At 58.0% G+C, this 17,237-nt stretch carries 11 protein-coding genes and 1 riboswitch; of the genes, 3 read left to right on the forward strand and 8 right to left on the reverse strand.

Features of this window, described 5'->3' with window-relative positions:
- The first annotated feature begins 176 nt into the window (after positions 1-176).
- Positions 177-326, forward strand: a riboswitch (FMN riboswitch).
- A 4-nt stretch (positions 327-330) separates the two neighbouring features.
- From BBOMB_RS03105 to BBOMB_RS03115, 3 genes are all read left to right on the forward strand, one after another.
- Complete coding sequence (locus tag BBOMB_RS03105; RefSeq protein ID WP_044087200.1) at positions 331-981, forward strand: ECF transporter S component; 651 nt, start codon at positions 331-333, stop codon at positions 979-981.
- 4 nt (positions 982-985) lie between these two features.
- Complete coding sequence (locus tag BBOMB_RS03110; RefSeq protein ID WP_044087199.1) at positions 986-3,484, forward strand: energy-coupling factor transporter ATPase; 2,499 nt, start codon at positions 986-988, stop codon at positions 3,482-3,484.
- A 320-nt stretch (positions 3,485-3,804) separates the two neighbouring features.
- On the forward strand, positions 3,805-5,154 hold the full coding sequence (locus BBOMB_RS03115; RefSeq protein WP_044087198.1) for an amidohydrolase family protein: 1,350 nt from the start codon (positions 3,805-3,807) through the stop codon (positions 5,152-5,154).
- A 380-nt stretch (positions 5,155-5,534) separates the two neighbouring features.
- Here the strand turns inward: BBOMB_RS03115 and BBOMB_RS03120 are convergent, their stop codons facing one another.
- The 8 genes from BBOMB_RS03120 to aspS form a co-directional block, all read right to left on the reverse strand.
- Positions 5,535-6,476, reverse strand: coding sequence for a D-2-hydroxyacid dehydrogenase (locus BBOMB_RS03120; protein WP_044087397.1), 942 nt, complete (start codon positions 6,474-6,476; stop codon positions 5,535-5,537).
- Between the two features lie 282 nt (positions 6,477-6,758).
- Positions 6,759-8,153 carry a replication-associated recombination protein A gene (locus BBOMB_RS03130; RefSeq protein ID WP_044087196.1) on the reverse strand — a complete coding sequence of 465 codons (1,395 nt, stop codon included), beginning with the start codon at positions 8,151-8,153 and terminating at the stop codon, positions 6,759-6,761.
- A 315-nt stretch (positions 8,154-8,468) separates the two neighbouring features.
- A complete protein-coding gene (locus tag BBOMB_RS03135) occupies positions 8,469-11,102 on the reverse strand; it encodes a DEAD/DEAH box helicase (RefSeq protein ID WP_044087195.1) in 2,634 nt (877 codons plus the stop codon).
- 149 nt (positions 11,103-11,251) lie between these two features.
- Entirely contained in the window at positions 11,252-12,415 is a 1,164-nt protein-coding gene (locus BBOMB_RS03140) for an amino acid ABC transporter permease (RefSeq protein WP_044087194.1), read from the reverse strand.
- A gap of 4 nt (positions 12,416-12,419) precedes the next feature.
- Complete coding sequence (locus tag BBOMB_RS03145; protein WP_044087193.1) at positions 12,420-13,097, reverse strand: ABC transporter permease subunit; 678 nt, start codon at positions 13,095-13,097, stop codon at positions 12,420-12,422.
- Complete coding sequence (locus BBOMB_RS03150) at positions 13,097-13,945, reverse strand: glutamate ABC transporter substrate-binding protein (RefSeq protein WP_044087192.1); 849 nt, start codon at positions 13,943-13,945, stop codon at positions 13,097-13,099. Before BBOMB_RS03150 ends, BBOMB_RS03145 begins: the two co-directional genes overlap by 1 nt.
- 14 nt (positions 13,946-13,959) lie before the next feature.
- The gene (locus BBOMB_RS03155; protein WP_044087191.1) at positions 13,960-14,769 is read right to left on the reverse strand and encodes an amino acid ABC transporter ATP-binding protein; all 810 of its coding nucleotides are present in this window, start codon (positions 14,767-14,769) and stop codon (positions 13,960-13,962) included.
- A gap of 467 nt (positions 14,770-15,236) precedes the next feature.
- The gene (aspS, locus tag BBOMB_RS03165; RefSeq protein WP_044087189.1) at positions 15,237-17,033 is read right to left on the reverse strand and encodes an aspartate--tRNA ligase; all 1,797 of its coding nucleotides are present in this window, start codon (positions 17,031-17,033) and stop codon (positions 15,237-15,239) included.
- Positions 17,034-17,237 lie beyond the last annotated feature (204 nt).

Consider the following 17,237-nt stretch of genomic DNA (forward strand, 5'->3'; position numbering starts at 1 on the left):
CCGGTGCACCCGCGCTGGCACGGCACGGTGGAATGCACCGGAACGGCATGTCGGTACGAAGGCGAGAGGTGTGTAGGCCTGAATGAAAGCCCGACAGCCACGCGACTGGCGATCGGCAGTTGCGCCTGCGGCGGACGCAGCCATCGTTTGACCTGACTTCGGTGTATAGGTTAATTTGCAAGTTTCAGGGAAGGTGAGATTCCTTACTGGCGGTAACGGCCGGACCGGCGCATAACGATCCGTGCCGGAGCCCGCGCGCCGAGAATACGGCTGATTTGGTGAGATTCCAAGGCCAACGGTTACAGTCCGGATGAAAGAAACGGAGCTCGAATGAGCGTTTTTTCGCATACCTCAGATACGGAGATCCAAACGGATCGGGAGCATGACTCGGAGGCTTCGGCACACAACGGGTCACGACGAGACAAGACGCAATCATCACATTCCACAGGTGTGGGCGATTCGGGGCGTTGGTCCACACAGCGCATCGCCATCTACGCACTGTTTGTGGCTCTGGCGATGGCCGTAAGCTTTCTCGGGATACCCATCATTCCAAACTTCAATTGGCTCAAATTCGATCCCTCGGGTATCGTATGCCTGATCGCCGGTTTCGCTTTCAGCCCCGCAGCAGCGGCCATAGTGGCGATTCTCAGCTTCCTGCCACATGTGTTCAACGACCCGTGGGGCACGTTGATCGCCATCATCGTACTGCTCGCGCTCTGCATGCCGTCGTCGGTCATTTACAAACGCCACCCGACACGCGTCCGCGCTGCTATCGGCATCATCGTCGGCTCGGTGTGCGCATTGATCATGGCGATTGCGCTCAACCTTCTCATCACCCCCATCTATACCGGTTGGCCGGTCGAACGGGTGGTGTCCATCATCGTTCCGGCGCTCCTGCCTTTCAACCTCATTAAGTTCACCGTGGATGGCGTGGCGACCTTCCTGATCTACAAGCCGATATCCAATTACCTCAACCGGTAGCCACATGTCCAGCAACCCAAGCCACCGCAGCCGGCAGATACTGGCCTGCCTGCAGAACGTACGATTCAGTCATGATGATGGCGCCAGTTGGGTGCTCGATGGGATTGACCTCACTATACATCAGGGCGAACGCATCGGCATCATCGGCCCCAACGGCGCCGGCAAATCCACCTTGGCGCGCATCATCGCCGGACTGAGCGCCCCGGATGATGGCACCGTCACCTTGTTGGGCCATGAGGTCTTCGTCAATGGAACCCCTTCCCCGCACCAATACCGAGAAGCCCGTCGGGACATAGGCATCGTCTTCCAGAACCCTGCCGATCAGATCATCACCACGGTGACGCAGGACGACACGGCCTTCGGACCCGAAAATCTCGGCATGAGCCCCGCCTCAATCACCGTAACCGTCGACGAGGCACTGAAGTCGGTCGATATGCGCCCATCCGCGCAATCCGACCCGACACGACTGTCGGGAGGCCAACAGCAGCGCGTCGCAATCGCAGGGACCTTGGCCATGAGACCCAGGCTCATCGTGCTGGACGAGCCGACGGCCATGCTTGACGCTCCGTCGAGATCCAATGTGATGAAGGTGCTGAATCGGCTCCAATCGTCTGGCATCACCATCGTCCATGTGACGCACCACACGCAGGAGCTGCGAAGATGTGACCGCCTGCTCAGTCTGGAGCACGGTCATCTCCGTGAAATCACCCGAACCGATCTGGACACCAGGGACATGGATGCCCTTACATTCATCCGACATGACCATATCGAAAAAACCAACCATCCTGCCACTGCGACGCGTGAGGCCTTTACAGACGCAATGCCTCATGACGGCCTGCTTCACCACGAACGGACACACGAAGGGTGCCATCCGATCGACGACGCGGCAATGGTCCAAGTAAGCCACGTTTCGCGTCGATACGCCGACAATGATCGCGACACGATCCACGATTTCTCCATGTCCGTCAGCCGTGGGGAGACGGTGGCGATCATGGGGTCCAATGGTTCCGGCAAAACCACGCTCACACGATTGCTGGCGGCGCTCGACAAACCCGACGAAGGGAACATTTGCATCGACGGAATCGACCTGATTGACCTCGACAAGCGCAACAGACGACTGCTGCGACGCACTGTCGGACTGGTCATGCAGCAACCGGAGAACCAGTTGTTCGCACCGACCGTGCTCGAAGACGTTTCATACGGCCCGCGCAACCTCGGATACGGCAGCGAGGAGGCTGAACGCCTGGCGCATCGCGCGCTCAAGCTCTTTGGCATCGATCGTCTGGCCGAACGTTCCCCCTTCTCTCTTTCGGGCGGACAACAACGATTGGCGGCTATAGCCGGCGTCGTCGCTTCGAACCCTCCGGTGCTCATCATGGACGAACCCGCAGCGGGGTTGGATCATAAAGCAGCGTTGCGCATCAACGAACTCATCACGATACTGGCCGACCGCGGCACCACCGTGATCCTGGTCACCCATTCGCTCGAACAGGCCAGAACGCTGGGTTGCCGCATCATACGCATGCCGGACACTGCTGATCGAACGGCAACGACCGATACGGATGCGGCGGCCTCCGACGACAAGACTGCCCGGCATTCCCCCGACAGCGTCTGTAATCAGACCGGAGCACGGAACGCAATAACAAAGAGGAATGGTCGAAAAACACACGGCCTGCGGCATGGGGGAATTGCTGTGGGATTCGGCGCCACATGGAACGGCCGGCGGTCATTCGTGCGGTCGCTTGACCCGAGAATCAAACTCGTCATGTTCATCGCGCTTTTGTTCACCGGATTCACAGTTGCAACCCCGTGGCAGCTGGTCGCGGCGGCGCTGATGACGCTTGCCCTGACGGCGGCTTCACGCATCAACCCGTTGCGTTTGCTCAGTTCGCTCAAGCTGTGGCTCGGAATGTTTGCAGCACTCGGCCTCATCAACATGTTCTTCATCCATTCAGGTAGAGTGCTGTTTGCATTCGGTTCGTTGCAGATAACCGAGGGCGGCATCTACGACGCCGTCCTCTACTCCTCCCGTCTGGCGCTCGTGGTCATACTCGGCGACATTCTTCTCATCACTACCACTCCGACACAGCTCACCGACGCCTTCGGCGCCTTGCTTTCGCCACTGAGCCGCTTTGGCCTGCATGCGCAAGAAATCGCATTGGTCATGAGCCTTGCGCTTCGTTTTCTGCCTACGCTTGCCGACGAGACGCACGCCATCATCGATGCACAGGCGGCCCGTGGAGGGAGCATCGAAACGGGAACCCCGACGGCACGGCTGCGTGCACTTGGAGCGGTGATAGTGCCCGTCTTCACAGGGGCGCTACGACATTCGGACAACCTTGCCCTGGCCCTTGACGCCCGTTGTTTCGAGGCCGGAATCCGACGCACCCATTGGCACGAGATGAAGGCGACGGGCCGTGACTGGAGGTTCGTGGGAGCATGCGCGGTTTATATGATTCTTCTGGCCTTGCTTTCCAACGGGTTCAAGCTTATCTGGGCATGACGGACGAGGACGGCACGAACGACGCGGACGGCTGTGAGAAGGCCGTTTTCCGTGGAATCGCCTAACGCGCGAATGGAGTCCCGACGACGAGTCATGCGCCATCCAGTTTGCAATGAACGACGTCACGGCGAAGACGACAGGTATGCGTGCGCACCCATGACCGCCAGCCAAGTGCCTTATGATGAGCTGAGAACGGCCCGACACAGGGTCGTGTGCATTCCCTGGGCGGATCACCATGCAGTCGTTTACTGGAAAATGCCGGTTGTTTGGGATAGAGTGGTCACAACGCAATTCCACTTTCCAAAGCCGGAGGTTACCTTATGAATCTTTTTGAAAAGCATGGCATCGAGCCTTTCGCCATTGAACACGCGACGGTCGCGACCGGCGATGAGGACGGCCGTACTCTGGCGGACACAACCATCATCGTCGACGACAGAGGCATCATCACCGCCATCGCTGCGAGCAACGAGACCCAAGTACCGGAAGGGTACCACAAGCTCAACGCGACCGGTAAGGTCGTCTCACCCGGCCTCATCAATGGCCACGTCCACACTTTCGGTGACGGCAAGCCGCTGAAGTCTAGCAGCACCTCCCCCGAAGGCCAGGCAAGGCTCGTCAAAATGATGCATACCGCTCCCGGCCGCCTCATGACCTACGCGAACAGCAGGAAGAACGTCATGACGCTGCTCAATTCCGGCGTCACAACCTTTCGCAGCGTAGGAGACATCGGCTACGAGCTGGTGAAGATGCGCGACGAGGTGAACGAGGGCAAGCTCGTGGCACCCCGCATCATTCCCGCAGGTCCCATGATGTCCATAACGGGCGGGCACGGGGCTCCCCTGGTCGCCATCGAAAGCGATGATCCCGAACAATCCCAGGCTGCCGTTGAGAAGAATCTCGACAACGGCGTGGGCGCGATCAAGATAGCCTCCACCGGTGGCGTGACCGATTCCCAGGTGCTCGGCGAAGCAGGAACGCCCCAGATGACCATCGACCAGATGCGGGTGATCTGTGAAGCAGCACACGCCAATGACCTCATCGTGGCCGCCCACGCCCAGAGCCGCGAGGGTGTGTACCGCGCCTTGAAAGCCGGTGTGGACACCATCGAGCACGGCTGCGAACTTGACGACGAACTTACGGATCTTTATCTGCACAACCCGAATTCATTGCGGGGCTGGTCCGCGCTTGAGCCGACACTTTCCGCAGGCCTGCCCATGGAACTGCTTCCACAGAACGAACTGGGGTTGACCGACATTCAGATGAGCAACTCGCACGATGTGGTCAAAGGCATGGTCGACGGCGCGCGTCAGGCCCATGAAGCGGGAATCAAGGTGGGTGTCGGAACCGACACGGCCATGCCGTACGTCCCTCAGTACGACACGTGGATGGAAATGCATCTCATGGTGCATTTTGCCGGTTTCACGCCCGCCCAGGCATTCCATGCGGGTACTCAAGTCACCGCGGAGATCCTCAACGTCTCGGATGTCACCGGCTCCATCGAGGTCGGAAAGTCAGCCGACCTTCTGGTTTTGGCGGAGGATCCCGTCAAGAACCTGCGTACCTTGAGCCATCCGCTGTTCATCAGCGCGGCGGGGCACCCCGTGTTCCACCCGAACGTGGACCACTTCACCGACATGGATGCCGAGCTTGACAAGGTCTACGAAGCGTGAAAACAATGGTACGTCAACGAACTTCCTTCGATGGCGTACCATCACTGACGTTTTAGCGATCTGGCCCATCCAGACGGTTCGCACTTAAGCCGTAAGCCATGGTTTGATATTGAAAAGAACAGCCCAGGAAGACTTGTGCTAGTCTTCCTGGGCTCGTTTGATGTCGCCAAGCTCCTTCCTTATGAGATGCTTGGGGATACGTTATGCATCAACCGGAAAGAAGCACATGGCAGCGATCCGGGGAGAATGTTGCCCCGTTTATTTCATGACGAGCGCCACCAGGCTTCTGCATAGCATCCGCATAGACTCCCGATACCGGAGCCATCGCGGACACGCCGTCGTACTTGCAACACAGGAGAGTCATCGCCTGAGCGAAACTTCTAGTGTCGAACCAAATTCTTCAAAGGCTCTCCACAGACGTACCGTCTCGTGTTCTCCACCACGATGTCGATGATTCGCCCTGTGGTCGCCGCCAGATGTGCTCCACCGGCGACATGTGGCGTGATGAGGCATCGCGGGTCATTCCATAAGGGATTGTCTGGCGGCAACGGCTCGGGATCCGTGACATCGAGACCGGCGCCGAAGATGGCGCCATCACCAAGTGCGGCGGCGAGCGCTTCGCAATCGACACCATCTCCACGACCTGCGTTGATGAGGACTGCCGTGGGCTTCATCAACGCAATTCTCCGCGCATCGATGAGGTGATGCGTTGCCGGTGATGCCGGAAGCGCCATGGCTATCACGTCGGCTTGGGGAATCAACTCGTCCAGTTCATCGAAAGTATGCATGGTATCGATGTTCGCGGCCGACTTTCCGGCATCGCGTCGCACGCCATCGGTGCTCATTGCAACAGACTTGGCCAAAGACGCGAAATACGAACCGATGTCACCAGTCCCCAGTACAAGGGCACGCTTCCCCCTCGGGCTGAGCACGTTTCCGCCCTCCTGCCACCGACCCTCATACTGAAGCCTTGCATATGCGGGCAGACGGTTCATCAGCGACCACATCATGGCGAACATATGCTCTCCGACGGCCTGTCCGAAAGCCCCGCTTGCACTGGTAAGGGACACCTCTGAACCCAATAGCCCCGGGGTTGAATACTTGTCGACTCCGGCACTGGAGGTCTGGAGCCACTGCAACCGCGGCAGCCCTGCCGCCACGTCAGGGGCGATGTTGCCGATGACCGCCGTCACTTGCGACCCATAACGGCGGGGCACTTCCATATAGGTATGCATGCTGCCGAAGAGCTCTGGTCTGTCATTGAACACGACAGGCACATCACCGGCGGCGCACCGCAATCGGGCTTTGTCGGACTCGTTCATCGGCACGCAGTCCAGAATCAATCTTTCGTCGCCGACACGTCCATCATCTACCAATCCGTCATACAAACCACCGGCGAGATTCTCGTCCAATCCCGACTCACCGACACCGCCATGATCCACTTGCTCAGTCATATTCTGCAATTTCCAATCCCTTCGTGCCACAAACCATGCTACCGCACATGGTGGCACCCCTCGGACACTGGCCGATCATCGACTACCTTCTCGACCGTGAATCCTGCCTGACGCCGCACCTGAATATCTGTCAACCTCGCTCGGATACGACTATTCATGTGGACTATCGGCCGTTCGTGGCGTTTCGCCCGCATGAACGATGCGACGCACCCGTTCCAGGCGCTCACTGACCTGCCTCTCATAGCCACGGTCATTGGGATGGTAGTACTCCCTTCCCACAAGCTCATCCGGCATGTACTGCTGAGTAGCCACTGCACCAGGAGCGTCATGGGCGTAGACGTAACCAACATGGTTGCCCCACTCCTTCATGAGCTTGGTGGGAGCATTGCGCAAATGCAACGGCACCTCCCCGATGAGGCCTTTGTCGACATCGGCGAGCGCACTGTCGATTGCCAGATAACTGGCGTTCGATTTAGGTGCAGTGGCTACGGCGATGGTCGCCTCGGAAAGAATGATCCGTGCCTCGGGCATGCCGATCATGGCAACCGCCTGCGCAGCGGCCACCGCCACTTCGAGCACTTCGGGAGCAGCCATGCCCACCTCTTCGGCAGCGGCGATCATGATCCGTCGTGCAATGAACCTCGGGTCCTCCCCTGCGCGAATCATACGTGCCAAATAATGGACGGCCGCATCCGGATCGGATCCACGCATGGACTTGATGAACGCGCTGATCACATCATAGTGGTCATCACCATCCTTGTCGTAGCGCACGGTGACCGAATCCATGACTTTCGAAACCACATCGGTTGTGATGATCGGTTTGCGTGAACCCTTTTTACGGACCTTATCCCCGGTGACGGCACCTGCAGCCGCCTCAAGCACCGTCAGGGTCTTGCGTCCGTCGCCGCCACCCATGCGCACGATCTCATCGATGGCGTCATCCCTGACTTTCACCTCGCCTTTGAGACCGTTCATGTCTTCAACGGCGCGTTCGACGAGAGTCCGCAACGAATCCGGCCCCAGACTCTCCAGCTTGACGACCACTGATCTGCTGAGCAAAGGCTTGATGATTGAAAAACTGGGATTCTCAGTGGTTGCTCCGATGAACGTGACGTCACGATTCTCCACGCTGGGCAGCAAAGCGTCCTGCTGCGACTTGGAAAAACGATGCACCTCATCGATGAACAGCACAGTCTCATGTCCCTGTGTCACCAACCGTTCATGAGCCCGTTGCAGAACGTCGCGCACATCCTTGACACCCGAGGTGACGGCGGAAAGCTCCTCGAACTGACGCCCCGACTGCCTGGCCACGATGTAGGCTAGCGTGGTTTTGCCCACCCCCGGAGGGCCGAACAGGATGATGGAACTCGGTGCCGTGAGCGACCCCTTCGACGCAGGGTTTGCCAACCGACGCAACGGGGACCCTGGACCGAGCACCTGGTCCTGCCCCACCACGTCATCAAGAACCGTGGGTCTCATACGTACCGCCAACGGACGGGTCACATCCTCAGGGGCTTCCATCGCACTGAACAAATCATCGGGCATGGTTCCATACTACCCACGTCTTCGAACATCTGTTCGCTTCATCCACGGAAAACGGCTGCCGAGGGCCCGTGACGGAGGGCGCTTCGCGCCCGTCATACTCTGCTTGCCCCGGTCTGGCGAATCATCTCACTACCACTTAATTGGTGATGGATGTCCTCCCTCCGTCATGGATTCGGTTCAATGGGCGCTACCTTCGTGGGAAGCGCCGAGACAAAGCGTGATTTGCCAAATCGGCATGAAGAAAGCAACGCCGAACGATGCGGGAACTGTGCGCAGAACGAGCACAATGCCCGAGCCGCAAGGACAATCTTGCAATCAGTTGTCGGCATCCCAACCGGAACCTACGCGGTAGTCAGTGAACACCACCTCGCCGTTTTCCTGCGTGGCATCAAGATCGACGGTCCCACAAATGGCCCAGTCGTGATCGCCGTCCGAGTCGTCGATGATCTGACGCACGCTCCAGGTATGCTCCTTGCACTCCAAAGCATCATCGAGCATGAAGAACTCAGGACTACGGGCCTTTTGGTCGACCCCCACATACTCATGTTCATCATAGAAGTCATCGAGTGTGTTCTGCCACTTGTGCACCGTATAGCCCCAGTCCTTATCGAGCTCACCGAGCTCCTGCGGCCGGTCGAGGTCCATGAGCTGCACACGGCGGAACATGGCGTTGCGCACCAACACCGTCATGCCTCGCCTGTCATCCACCACCGGTGCACCACCGGGAGCGGCGGTGCTCAGTCCCGCGCTCTCGGCGTCAACTGAAGCATCGGCATTGGCACCCTCCCACTCATCGACCAAGCTTGAATCCACGGAACGAACCACCACACGCAGCCAGGAGATGATGTCCTCCAACTCATCGTTACGCTTCTCCAACGGCACCGTACGCGCCAAGCTACGGTAGGCATCGGAAAGATAACGTAACAACGTGCCTTCCGAACGGGCGATACTGTATCGCGATATGTATCCGTTGAAATCGCTGGCCGTCTCCACCATGTCCCTAACCACGGATTTCGGACTCAACTCGAAATCGCCTGCCCACGGCACATCCTTGCGGTATTGTTCGAAAGCCGCATTGAGCATCTCATCCAACGGCTTGGGGTATGTCACTTCCGCAAGCCGGTCCATGCGCTCGTCGTACTCAAGGCCTTCGGCTTTCATCTCACTCATGGCCTCGTCTCTGGCTTGTCTTTGCTGAGCCTTGAGCACCTGCTTCGGATCGTCCAACGTGGCCTCGACCATGGAGATGACATCCAGAGCATAGGTTGGCTGCTGGGGGTCCAACAACTCCAGCGCAGCGAGAAGGAACGGCGAAAGCGGCTGATCCAAGGCGAAGTTGTCAGGCACTTCCACGGACAGATAATAATCTCTTCCACCGGACGGGGCATCCTCGACTTCGATGAAATCCGAATCGAGCATGGTTTCGAACAGCTCGCCCGCCCGCTCGTGCAGACGTTCCTTTTGTGCCGGCGTCTGCGAGGAATCGTCGATGAGCCCGTCCAATCGCGCACGCGCATCGCCTCCCTGCGCCACCTCGTTGAGGACCATCGCATGGGTCACCTTCATATGAGGCTGCAAGGTCTCCGGCTCAGCGTCGATGAGCTGCTCGAACGTAGTTTTGCTCCAAGTCACGAAACCTTCCTGCGGTTTCTTGCGCTTGACCTTCTTCAGCTTTTTGGGGTCATTGGCGGCCTTCGCCAAGGCCGCCGCGTTCTCGATTTCGAATTCGGGCGCCTCAGCGACGACCAGTCCCTCGGTGTCAAAGCCCATGCGACCGGCACGGCCGGCTATCTGGTGGAACTCACGTGCCCTTAGCTTGCGTATCTTCGTTCCGTCGAATTTGGTAAGGGCGGTTAGCAACACTGTATGAATCGGGACATTGATGCCGACGCCGAGCGTGTCCGTGCCGCAGATGACCGGAAGCAGCCCCTGCTGCGCCAGCTGCTCCACCAACCTTCGATAACGTGGCAGCATGCCGGCATGATGGATGCCCACGCCATTGGACAACAGACGGCGCAGTATCCTGCCGAACGCCGTGGTGAAGCGGGTACCCTGCATCGCCTCGGTTATGGCTCTGCGCTGTTCCTTGCTTGATACCCCGGAACTTGCGAGCGCCTGTGCGGTTTCGAGTGCGGCATCCTGGGAGAAGTGGACGACATAAATCGGGGTGTCGCCGCGATCGAACAGCAGTTCCACCGTGCCCGCCAACTGCTTTTCGGTGTAACGCCAACTCAGTGGAACAGGCCGCGCAGCGTCGTCGATGACGTCCACATCTCTTCCGGTCATCTCCTCCAGTTTGTCCGCAATCGCACCGACATCACCCAATGTGGCGCTCATGAGCAGGAATTGGGTGCGAGGCAGGGTCAATAGCGGCACCTGCCAGGCCCATCCGCGATCAGGATCGCCATAATAATGGAACTCATCCATCGCCACACAGCCGATGTCAGCTCGTGCTCCCTCACGTAACGCCTGATTCGCCAATATCTCCGCCGTGCAGCAGATGATGGGGGCATCCGGGTTGATGGATGTGTCACCTGTTACCATGCCAACGTCGCCTGGGCCGAAAGCCTCAACCAGATCGAAGAACTTTTCGGAGACAAGCGCCTTGATGGGCGCTGTGTAATAGGAACGTCGCCCTGTGCATAAAGCGGCGAAGTGCATGCCCAAAGCCACAAGTGACTTACCTGAGCCGGTCGGAGTGCTCAGAATCACGTGATCGCCTGAAAGCAGGTCGAGCACGGCTTCCTCTTGGTGCGGCCAAGGCTCGATTCCCTTCTTGTTCGTCACCCAATCAAAGAAGGCGTCGTATATTTCATCGGCATCCATGGCACCGCCACCGGCGGCTACCCCACCGCTATCATTCGAACCGGCAACGGGGCTGTCTAAGAAACGCCCGTCCCACCGTGGCGCCAGATCCCCCAGATTCCGCGTACCGCTATCGTCATTCATGATTTCAGTCTACTTGCAGTGAACGATACATCGATGCCATCCGCGTCCAAACACCCTGTGTTTATAACGCAAGAACCGCACCCCCACGGCGGCCTAACTGCCCGCCTATATGGAGAATGCGGCTCGATGCACGTATGGAAGCCTAACTGCTACCGTCCCTTGACGTCCTCACCGTCCCCACCGTCATCACGATTGCGGTTCGCGTCCACTTTGGGTTTGATGAAATCAGGCAGTTCGAACCTGATGATTTCAAACTGCTGGGGTTCGACCTGCGAATCCGGCTGCGAGACGTCGTAGCCCTGACGGTAGCGGTCCAGTCTCCAGCCACGAATGGTGGCGTTCGAACCGCGGTGACGGACGTGGTAACGCCTCGCCGCACCGCCATAACGCTTCTCGCCGACCTCCTTCGCCACGGCCATCTGATTGACGTTGGACGGATCGAGAATCGCGATGGGTGCCACGGGATCGGGCTCCGCAAAAGCAGCAGTGCGCTTCTGCATCCTTTCAGGCAGCCACTCGGCCAAACGCGACAGCAACCAGCAGACAACGAAGTATACGACCGCGGCGACCACGAGCGTCTGCAGGATGTTGAAGTACATCGATCCAAGCCGGCGGGATTCCTGGAGCAGATCCGTGTACATGATGATGGAACCCAACGCCGTATCCTTGAGCACCACCACCAGCTGTGTGACCGCCGCAGGGAGCATGGCGTAAATGGCCTGCGGAACCTCGATGGTCATCAACGATTGGGTCTGGGTCAGCCCCAAAGCGACCGATGCCTCACGCTGCCCGCCCGGCAGGTTTCCCACTCCGGAACGAACCAATTCGGCGACGACGGAACCGTTGTAGAGAATCAGTCCGAGCACGACGGCCCAATATGACGCACTCTCTATCCCAGCGAACGCGAAGAAACGCCAGAAGAAGATCATCATCATAAGCACCGGTACGGCACGACAGAATTCGACGATGACACCCGAGACGGCCTTGAGAAAGACATTGGGAAGCAGACGGCCGATGCCGAACACCAGTCCGAAGACGACCGAGCCGACTACGGCCACTATGGAGGCCTTGATGGTCATCCACAAACCGGGAAGATAGAAATCGGTCCAGGCTTCGCCGTCTAGCGCAGGCCTCCACAGCTCCCAATCGAGCTGATTGTCCCCGCCTGGCGGATTGTGCAATCGCATGAGCATCATGACGATGAGCCCTGCAATGACCAGTGCCCCAACGATGTTGATGAAGAAGATCTTGCGTCTGCCTTTGGGCCCCGGAGCATCGAAAAGCAGGGAGGTTTGTTGAGTATCCGAATTCATGGGTCTACCTCCTTACCGCAAGTTTGTTGGAAAGCATCGTGGTGAGGATGCCTATGGGGATGATGAGGATCACGTATCCGAACGCGAATATCGCGAAGATAAGCAGAATGGAATTCGCATGGTACTCGATCATGGTGCTCATCAGCGAGGATGTCTCCGTGGCCACGGAAGCGGCAGCAGCGACCGTGGAGTTCTTGAGCAACGCGATGAACGTGTTTCCCAAGGGTGCCACCGAACCCCTGAAAGCCTGCGGCAGGATGATCTGGGAAGCGGACTGCATGAAGCTCAACCCCAATGCCCGGCTGGCCTCCGCCTGCCCCAACGGCACCGTGTTGATGCCGGAACGCAACGACTCACACACGAACGCCGCCGTGTATAGGGAGAGTCCCGTAACCGCCAACCAGAAGAAATTCTTGGCAAAGGTGTCGGAGAAGGTCAGTTTGAGCTGGGCGAACGCACCCAGGACCATGAAGACCATGATGATAGTCAGAGGCATGTTCTTGAAGAACTCCACATATACACGCGACAATCCCCTCAACGAGGAAACCGGGCTGATACGCATCATGAGCAGCAGCACCCCGAGAAGCAGCGAGAACAGTGCGGACCAGGCGGTCAACTCGATGTTGACCAGGAAAGCGCCAAGGACATCGTATTCGCCCATCAATTGCAGGAATTCACTCATCACTCCTCCTTTCCTGATGTTTTACCCTGGTTCGGCACAGGGGGATTGTATTTCGGATTCGGAGTATAACGCACGCCCCGGGTGTTTTCATTGATGTCACGGCTCCAGGAGCCGTCCTTGATCATGTCCCTGAGCGCGGCGTCCACGCGCGTGACGAGCTTCGTATTGCCTTTCTTGATGCCGACACCGTAGTATTCCTGCGTGAACGGCTTGCCTACAAGCTCCAGCTTGCCGCGGGCGTTGGAGGCCAGACCGGCGAGGATGATGTCGTCGGTGGTGACCGCGTCCACGATGCCCGAGAAGAGCGCCGTGGCGCATTCCGCGTAACCCGGTTGCTCCATGAGCTGCACTTTTGAGGAATATCGTTCCTTTATGGTCTGCGCGGAAGTGGAACCTGTGACTGAGCACAGGCGCTTGCCGTCCAGATCGTTGGGGCCTGTTATCGACCTGTCACCCTTACGCACCATAAGATCCTGACCAGCCACGAAATACGGGCCGGCGAAGTCGACGGCCTTGCGTCGCGAATCGTTGATGGAGTAGCTTGCGAATATCATATCCACATCATCGTTCTGAAGCATAGCCTCACGCTGTTTGCTCGGCGCCTCCTTCCAGATGATGCGATCTTCGGAATAACCCAGCTGTCTGGCGACGTAGCGCGCAACATCAACATCGAATCCCACGTAGGTCCCCGATTTTTTGAAACCGACCCCAGGCTGGTCGAACTTGATGCCGATGCGTATCTTTCCCTCTTCGCTGGAGCGCCCGCACGCGGAGACCACAAACACGCAAGCCAACGCGCAAAATACGGCGAGAATCCTTTTATAGACACTTGTCTTCGATTTTCTCATACCCGAACCGCCAATCAGTGGGTGAGAATCTTGGAGAGGAAATCCTTGGCACGGTCGGTCTTCGGATGGTCAAAGAACTCATCCGGTGTGCCCTGCTCAAGAATCTTCCCATCAGCCATGAAGACAACGCTGTTCGCCACCCGGCGCGCGAAGCCCATCTCATGGGTCACGCAAATCATAGTCATGCCTTCATGGGCCAAACGGGTCATGACTTCCAGCACCTCGTTGACCATTTCCGGATCGAGCGCCGAAGTGGGCTCATCGAAAAGCATCACCTTCGGCTGCATGGCCAGCGCCCTGGCTATCGCCACACGCTGCTGCTGACCACCGGAAAGCTGCGACGGCATCTTATTCGCCTGGCTTTCGACGCCTACCCTGGCAAGAAGATCCATCGCCAGGTCATATGCCTTCTTCTTATCCATGTGACGAACTTTGACCGGTGCGAGCATGACGTTTTCGATAATGGACTTGTTCGCGAAAAGGTTGAACTGCTGGAACACCATGCCCACCTCAGCACGGAGCATGGCCAGCCCCTTGCCTTCCTGAGGCAATCGCTGACCATTGATGAGTATCTCACCCGAATCTATGGTCTCGAGCCGATTGATTGTACGGCACATCGTGGACTTGCCGGAGCCGGAGGGACCGACCACCACGAGCACCTCACCCTGATTGACCGAGAGGTTGATGTCCTTCAACACGTGCAGCTTACCAAAGTGCTTGTCGACATGCCGGAGCTCGACCAGTGGCCGGCCCGCTTTGTCATTGGCATCGCTCTTGCGCACAGTCGCCTCGTTGAGAGGCTCTTTTTCATAGTTATCTAGCATAATGAAAGTGTAACGCGCTTATGTTACGAATTTTCGCTCACCGCCGACCGACGGTGACAGCGCCGCGTAGAAGGTATGAATGATAACAACCCATCCGTATATATCGCATGGCCATAGGAATTCATGAAATGACTCCGTTTGCACGACGGCGGCGATGACGTGGCCATAGCCTGACGCGAGATGCAAGTGAATATCGAAAACTGCGTCACATTCCTTGCTCTGCCCGAAGGCCACGGTGAAAAACACCGGCTGTCTGCGCAGTCACTATCAATTCGTACAAAGCCCGACCAACCCCCTCCCGCTCCCCCTCAATTCAGCGGGACTCGACCTGTATGGAGCTTGCTAGGCGACATTCGCAAGGCGAGACCCGTACGGAAGACAAGGCGGAACCGCAGATAAGAAGTGGGGATGCCGTGAATGGCATCCCCACAGTATAGAACGACTCTTCGTTCCTGAATGAGCGCAGCTCAGTCCTCTTCATCCGGAACGTAGTCCACTCCGGTCTCGGCACGCTGGGTCTGAGAGATCGGTGCGGGAGCACCAGTGAGCGGGTCACGGCCACCACCAGCCTTCGGGAAGGCAATGACGTCACGGATGCTGCTGGCACCCGCCAGAATTGAGACGGTGCGATCCCATCCCAGGGCGATACCGGCGTGCGGCGGTGCCCCGTACTTGAAGGCTTCAAGCAGGAAGCCGAACTTCTCCTGAGCCTCGGCCTCATCGATGCCCAGCACGTTGAGCACGCGATCCTGGATGTCGGTGCGGTGTATACGTACCGAACCGCCGCCCATCTCCTCACCGTTGCAGACGATGTCGTACGAGTCGCTCATGGCGTGCTCCGGATCCCGATCGAACTTGTCGATCCAATCGACTGACGGCATCGTGAACGGATGATGCATGGACGTCCACTTCGAGTGCCCCACGGCCACATCGTCGTCGTCCGGATCGTCGGTTCGTTTGAACAACGGGAAATCAACCACCCAAGTGAACGCAAATTCATCAGGTTTAAGCAGACCTGCACGTCTCGCGATCTCGACCCTTGCAGCACCGAGCAGCAGCTGCGAGGATTCACGAGCGCCGGCCGCGAAGAACACGGCATCTCCATCTTCGGCTCCAACCGCTTCCTTGAGACCGTTGCGTTCCGCATCAGAGAGATTCTTGGCCACAGGCCCCTTCAATACGCCGTCGGCGCTGAACTGGACATAAGCAAGGCCCTTCGCACCGCGTTGACGCGCCCATTCCTGCCATGCATCGAACTGACGACGTGGCGTATCCGCTCCACCCTTGAAGACAACAGCCCCCACATAAGGCGCCTGGAACACATGGAACGGAGTGTCCTTGAAATACTCGGTCAATTCCACGATGGGGTTACCGAAACGCAGGTCCGGTTTGTCGGAACCATATTTATCCATGGCTTCCTGCCAGGTAATTCGAGCGATGGGCAGCTTGACCTCATATCCTTGGGTCTTCCATATGGCGGCGATGACCTTTTCGGCCATGGCCATGACATCCTCCTGATCTGCATAGCTCATCTCGATGTCCAGCTGAGTGAACTCCGGCTGGCGGTCGGCTCGGAAATCCTCATCACGGTAGCAACGCGCCAGCTGATAGTAACGCTCCACGCCTCCGACCATCAAAAGCTGCTTGAGAAGCTGCGGAGACTGCGGTAACGCATACCAAGAGCCAGGAACCAGACGCGCCGGAACCACGAAATCACGGGCGCCCTCAGGTGTGGATTTGATGAACGTGGGTGTCTCCACCTCAGTGAAGTCCATGTCCTCCAATGCGTGGCGTGCTGCACGAGTCATGTCGCTACGCAGCTTAAGATTGCGCTGCATCTGCGGTCGGCGCAGATCGAGGTAGCGGTACTTCAATCGCACATCCTCGCCGGGAAGCTTGTTCTCCGCCTCGTTCTCCAGAGCCGTCGACACTTGGAACGGCAGCGCGTCCGACTTGGCAAGCACGGTGAGGCTCTCGACGACCACCTCGACTTTGCCGGTTCCCAAATGTTCGTTCTCATTGCCTTCTGGACGTAGCCGAACCTCGCCCACCACCTGTACGACGTATTCGCTGCGCAGCGGCCGAGCTATCTCTTCGTCATAAATAACAATCTGCACCAGGCCCGTAGCGTCACGTAAATCAATGAACGCCACACCACCGTGGTCGCGCCTGCGATCCACCCAACCGGCGAGTGTCACCTTCTGTCCGATGAGTCCTTCGCCCACCTCGGCCGCATGATGCGTTCTATAAGCCGTTTGGCCCATACTTCCTCTATTCCTTACTTTACGTCGCGAACGCGTTGCATGCCACATCCGCGCCACCCTCATGAAGCCATGCACTGGTTTCACATTAGCGATTTATCGTTCTCAGATTACCGAGTCACCAAGACGTGCAAAGGGCTATATCATGTCATTCCCAAGTCGGTGAAGACACAAGCTCCGCTTCTACGTACGCCGGGAGGAGACGCT

The organism is Bifidobacterium bombi DSM 19703, assembly GCF_000737845.1.
Classification (GTDB): domain Bacteria; phylum Actinomycetota; class Actinomycetes; order Actinomycetales; family Bifidobacteriaceae; genus Bifidobacterium; species Bifidobacterium bombi.